We start from the raw sequence: 6,001 nt of genomic DNA, 5'->3' as shown, positions 1-6,001 counted from the left end.
GTTGCGTAGGGACTTTTGATAAATCTGCAGGGGGTGAGTTAACATTGGAGTAACATTTGTTTATATGTGATTTACAAGTGTTTGCGAAAAATGTTTTAGAGAAGGGTAAAAAAAGTGAGATGAAGTTATTTGTAGGGAAGAAAAAGGGTCTACATTTGCACCCGCCAAAAGGGCAAAGTTCATTGCTAAGATTGAAAGTCCAGACATCTGGAACACCCAATAAAGAAGGGTGATACAGTATTATTTCAGGAGTAAAGAAGGGTATAGATAGAGGGGAATAAAAAAAGAAAAAAAACTTCTGAAAAGTTTTGGAAAATAGAAAAAGGCAATTACTTTTGCACCCGCTTTTGGAGCGAAGTTCATTGAGAAAATGATGTAAGGGATAACAGGTGTTTCGGTTCTTTAACCGGATAAGGAATACCAATCTTTTTAGAGCTTGGGAAACCGGCAGAAAAATAAAAAAAAAGTTCATTTTTTATTTGGTAAAACAAAAAGAGTTATTACCTTTGCAGCCCCGAAAGATAAGGGAAACAGTTCCGGCAGAGAGGCAAGACGAAGAGAAGAAAGATAAGCCGGTCAAATAGAAGGGAAAGCAAAGATTCAGCATTAAAAAACAACGGTGCTGATTTTTTATGGGGAGATTAAAAAAAAGATAGTTCTTTAAAATTTTGAATAGAAAGCATTAAAAAAGCAAGGTGTACCAACTTTGTTGATTTCTGAGAGACATACTTGGGCGAAAGAGATTTAAACTTTTTATATTTACAACGGAGAGTTTGATCCTGGCTCAGGATGAACGCTAGCGGGAGGCTTAACACATGCAAGTCGAGGGGCAGCATTACCTTCGGGTAGATGGCGACCGGCGCACGGGTGAGTAACGCGTATGCAACCTTCCTTATGCAGGGGAATAGCCCATGGAAACGTGGATTAATACCCCATAATATCAACTCTTCGCATGGAGAGTTGCTTAAAACTTCGGTGGCATAAGATGGGCATGCGTCTGATTAGCTAGTTGGTGAGGTAACGGCTCACCAAGGCAACGATCAGTAGGGGTTCTGAGAGGATTATCCCCCACACTGGTACTGAGACACGGACCAGACTCCTACGGGAGGCAGCAGTGAGGAATATTGGTCAATGGGCGAAAGCCTGAACCAGCCATCCCGCGTGCAGGATGACGGCCCTATGGGTTGTAAACTGCTTTTCTACGCCAAGAAATGACCTTACGTGTAAGGTATTGACGGTAGCGTAGGAATAAGCATCGGCTAACTCCGTGCCAGCAGCCGCGGTAATACGGAGGATGCAAGCGTTATCCGGATTCATTGGGTTTAAAGGGTGCGCAGGCGGGAAAATAAGTCAGTGGTGAAATACTGCCGCTTAACGGTAGTCGTGCCATTGATACTGTTTTTCTTGAGTTTGGATGAGGTAGGCGGAATGTGCAGTGTAGCGGTGAAATGCATAGAGATTGCACAGAACACCAATTGCGAAGGCAGCTTACTAATCCAATACTGACGCTGAGGCACGAAAGCGTGGGGAGCGAACAGGATTAGATACCCTGGTAGTCCACGCCGTAAACGATGTTCACTCGCTGTTTGCGATACACAGTAAGCGGCTGAGCGAAAGCATTAAGTGAACCACCTGGGGAGTACGATCGCAAGGTTGAAACTCAAAGGAATTGACGGGGGCCCGCACAAGCGGAGGAACATGTGGTTTAATTCGATGATACGCGAGGAACCTTACCTGGGCTTAAATGTAGAGTGTATGCGGTGGAAACACCCTTCCCTTCGGGGCTCTCTGCAAGGTGCTGCATGGTTGTCGTCAGCTCGTGCCGTGAGGTGTCGGGTTAAGTCCCATAACGAGCGCAACCCCTACCGTTAGTTGCCAACAGGTCAAGCTGGGGACTCTAACGGGACTGCCACCGTAAGGTGAGAGGAAGGTGGGGATGACGTCAAATCAGCACGGCCCTTATGTCCAGGGCTACACACGTGTTACAATGGCCGGTACAAAGGGCAGCTACTCCGCGAGGAGATGCTAATCTTGAAAGCCGGTCTCAGTTCGGATTGGAGTCTGCAACCCGACTCCATGAAGTTGGATTCGCTAGTAATCGCGCATCAGCCATGGCGCGGTGAATACGTTCCCGGGCCTTGTACACACCGCCCGTCAAACCATGGGAGCTGGGGGTACCTGAAGTCTGTGACCGCAAGGAGCGGCCTAGGGTAAAACTAGTGACTGGGGTTAAGTCGTAACAAGGTAGCCGTACCGGAAGGTGTGGCTGGAACACCTCCTTTCTGGAGCACTAAGTATGCTACCAAAGGGATTGACAACGTTTGGTCCTTGCTTTTTTTAAAATATAAAGAATAGAGTTACAAGCGGGAAGCAATTGGCTTATAGCTTACGGCTTACGGCTTGAGGCTATTAAGACAGTCCCGTAGCTCAGCTGGTTAGAGCGCTACACTGATAATGTAGAGGTCCCCAGTTCAAGTCTGGGCGGGACTACCACCCAATTAGTAATTTATATGTAATAGTTATTAATTGTGAAGATTTGGGGGATTAGCTCAGTTGGCTAGAGCGCTAGATTTGCATTCTAGAGGTCAAGGGTTCGACTCCCTTATTCTCCACGGAGGCTGAAAAGGTCGAAAAAAAAAAGTGAGTCACACTTTAAAAATGACAAAACGTTCAAAAAAATATTGAAATACTGAAAGCAGGACAAGTTTACATGAAAGCAGCAACGCTGCAACTTGAGACTGCACGAGATAAGGCTGGTGCCATTATTAGGGTTCGATTCCCTGGTTATCTACGTACTAGAATCAAAAGGCATCGCTTTTTGAGGAAAGTTGAAGTTCTTTGGCATGATGGAAGATAGATAAAGGTAAAAAACAAACGAGTTGAAAAACTCAAGAATTACTGAGTAACGAGGATTACAGAGACGATATAAGGGTTCTCTTGAAAAAGAAAGTTACAAAGGGCGTACGGGGGATGCCTTGGCTCTCGGAGGCGATGAAGGGCGTGACAAGCTGCGAAAAACTGCGGGGATTGGCAAATACGAATCGATCCGCAGGTACCCGAATGGGACAACCCATCGCAAGCAATTGCGATATTCGAAAGAAGGCCAACCCGGGGAACTGAAACATCTAAGTACCCGGAGGAAAAGAAAACAATAGTGATTCCCAAAGTAGTGGCGATCGAAATGGGAATAGCCTAAACCGTTGTTGTTTCGGCAATAGCGGGGTTGTAGGGCTGCAATAATTTTTAGCATAAAGAAGTGGAACGGTTTTGGAAAGGCCGGCTATAGAAGGTGATAGCCCTGTACACGGACATTAGGTTAAGAAGTGCAGTACCCTGAGTAGGGCGGGACACGAGAAATCCTGTCTGAATCTGCCAGGACCATCTGGTAAGGCTAAATACTCCCGAGAGACCGATAGTGAACAAGTACCGTGAGGGAAAGGTGAAAAGCACCCCGAACAGGGGGGTGAAATAGTACCTGAAACCGTGCGCCTACAAGCGGTAGGAGTCCTTATTTATAGGGATGACTGCGTGCCTTTTGCATAATGAGCCTACGAGTTAGTCGTCACTAGCGAGGCTAAGTCCTTCAGGGACGTACCCGAAGCGAAAGCGAGTCTGAATAGGGCGTTGAGTTAGTGGCGCTAGACGCGAAACCTTGTGATCTACCCATGGCCAGGTTGAAGTTTTGGTAACACAAAATGGAGGACCGAACCAGGAAGCGTTGAAAAGCTTTTGGATGAGCTGTGGGTAGGGGTGAAAGGCCAATCAAACTGGGAAATAGCTCGTACTCCCCGAAATGCATTTAGGTGCAGCCTTGTAATAGTTTTGCAGAGGTAGAGCTACTGATTGGATGCGAGGGCTTCGCCGCCTATCAAATCCAGACAAACTCCGAATGCTGTAAAATGTTTTACAGGAGTGAGGGCATGGGTGCTAAGGTCCGTGTCCGAAAGGGAAAGAACCCGGACCACCAGCTAAGGTCCCGAAGTGTATGCTAAGTTGAAGAAAACGAGGTCCGGCTGCTTAGACAGCTAGGATGTTGGCTTGGAAGCAGCCATTCATTTAAAGAGTGCGTAACAGCTCACTAGTCGAGCGGCTGGGCATGGATAATAATCGGGCATAAGCATACCACCGAAGCTGTGGACTATGAAAATAGTGGTAGGGGAGCATTCCAGAAGCGTCGAAGATATACTGTGAGGTGTATTGGAGCGTCTGGAAAAGCAAATGTAGGCATAAGTAACGATAATGCAGGTGAGAAACCTGCACGCCGATAGACTAAGGTTTCCTGATCAACGCTAATCGGATCAGGGTAAGTCGGGACCTAAGGTGAACCCGAAAGGGGTAACCGATGGACAGCAGGTTAATATTCCTGCACCCGCTATGCAATGAAAGTGACGGAGTGATGTAGGTACTGAGTGCTGACGGAATAGCACCCTGAGCCTAGCCTTCGGGCGAAGCGAAGTATCGAAATTGCTTCCAAGAAAAGCGAGCATAGCGGCCCGTACCGCAAACCGACACAGGTAGTCAAGGAGAGAATCCTGAGGCGCTCGAGTGATTCGCGGCTAAGGAACTAGGCAAAATGACCCCGTAACTTAGGGATAAGGGGAGCCCCGCTCAGGCGGGGCCGCAGAGAAATGATCCAGGCGACTGTTTATCAAAAACACAGGGCTCTGCTAAACCGAAAGGTGATGTATAGGGCCTGACACCTGCCCGGTGCTGGAAGGTTAAGGGGGGAGCTTATCTTCGGAGAAGGCTTGAACTGAAGCCCCAGTAAACGGCGGCCGTAACTATAACGGTCCTAAGGTAGCGAAATTCCTTGTCGGGTAAGTTCCGACCTGCACGAATGGTGTAACGATCTGGATACTGTCTCGGCCGCGAGCTCGGTGAAATTGAAGTAACGGTGAAGATGCCGTTTACCCGCAACGGGACGGAAAGACCCCGTGAACCTTTACTGCAACTTCGCATTGGCTCTGGGTAAGTGATGTGTAGGATAGGACGGAGGCTATGAACCGGGTTCGCTAGGATTCGGGGAGCCGCCCTTGAAATACGTCCCTTTGCTTACTTGGCGTCTAACTCCGCAGGGAGGACATTGCGTGGTGGGTAGTTTGACTGGGGTGGTCGCCTCCAAAAGTGTAACGGAGGCTCCCAAAGGTACCCTCATGGCGATTGGTAACCGCCAGCAGAGTGTAATGGTATAAGGGTGCTTGACTGTGAGACCGACGGGTCGATCAGGTAGGAAACTAGGGCATAGTGATCCGGTGGTTCCGAATGGAAGGGCCATCGCTCAAAGGATAAAAGGTACTCCGGGGATAACAGGCTGATCGCTCCCAAGAGCTCATATCGACGGAGCGGTTTGGCACCTCGATGTCGGCTCGTCACATCCTGGGGCTGGAGAAGGTCCCAAGGGTTGGGCTGTTCGCCCATTAAAGTGGCACGCGAGCTGGGTTCAGAACGTCGTGAGACAGTTCGGTCCCTATCTGTTGTGGGCGTTTGAGATTTGAGAGGACCTGATACTAGTACGAGAGGACCGTGTTGGACATGCCTCTAGTGTACCTGTTGTGGCGCCAGCTGCATTGCAGGGTAGCTATGCATGGATGAGATAAGCGCTGAAAGCATCTAAGCGCGAAGCTCACCTCAAGATGAGATCTCATTTAAGGGCCGTAGGAGACTACTACGTTGATAGGCTGCAGGTGTAAAGGCAGTAATGTCAAAGCCGAGCAGTACTAATTGCCCGAATACTTTCTTAAGAGTTCAGGGGACCCTGATATTGAATTAAAGTAATCCTTTATTCCATCATGCCTAAAGGTATTGATGGCCGAAAAGCCAGCGAGCGAAGTAAGCCATAACCGATTTAAGGTAGCTATAGCGGCGGGGCACCACCTCTTCCCATTCCGAACAGAGAAGTTAAGCCCGCCAGCGCCGATGGTACTGCGTAAAAGTGGGAGAGTAGGCCGCTGCCGGATTTATCCAAAGCCCATGTTCTTTGAGCATGGGCTTTTTTATTGTT

General features: G+C 48.4%; 2 tRNA genes and 3 rRNA genes. All 5 read left to right on the top strand.

What is annotated here, in order from left to right:
* The first annotated feature begins 761 nt into the window (after positions 1-761).
* The 5 genes from BUB08_RS19765 to rrf all read left to right on the top strand — a co-directional run bounded on the left by BUB08_RS19765 (position 762) and on the right by rrf (position 5,957).
* Positions 762-2,282, top strand: a 16S ribosomal RNA gene (locus tag BUB08_RS19765).
* A gap of 134 nt (positions 2,283-2,416) precedes the next feature.
* Positions 2,417-2,493: transfer RNA gene (locus tag BUB08_RS19760), tRNA-Ile, on the top strand.
* Positions 2,494-2,538: 45 nt separating this feature from the next.
* Positions 2,539-2,612 (top strand) — tRNA-Ala (locus BUB08_RS19755).
* Positions 2,613-2,943: 331 nt separating this feature from the next.
* Positions 2,944-5,741 (top strand): 23S ribosomal RNA (locus BUB08_RS19750).
* Positions 5,742-5,846: 105 nt separating this feature from the next.
* Positions 5,847-5,957, top strand: a 5S ribosomal RNA gene (gene rrf, locus BUB08_RS19745).
* The 16S, 23S and 5S rRNA genes sit together here with 2 tRNA genes alongside, the layout of an rRNA operon.
* The last annotated feature ends 44 nt before the right edge of the window (positions 5,958-6,001 follow it).

Source organism: Mariniphaga anaerophila, from assembly GCF_900129025.1.
In the GTDB taxonomy this organism is placed as follows: domain Bacteria; phylum Bacteroidota; class Bacteroidia; order Bacteroidales; family Prolixibacteraceae; genus Mariniphaga; species Mariniphaga anaerophila.
This window is presented reverse-complemented; position numbering and strand designations above follow the sequence as displayed.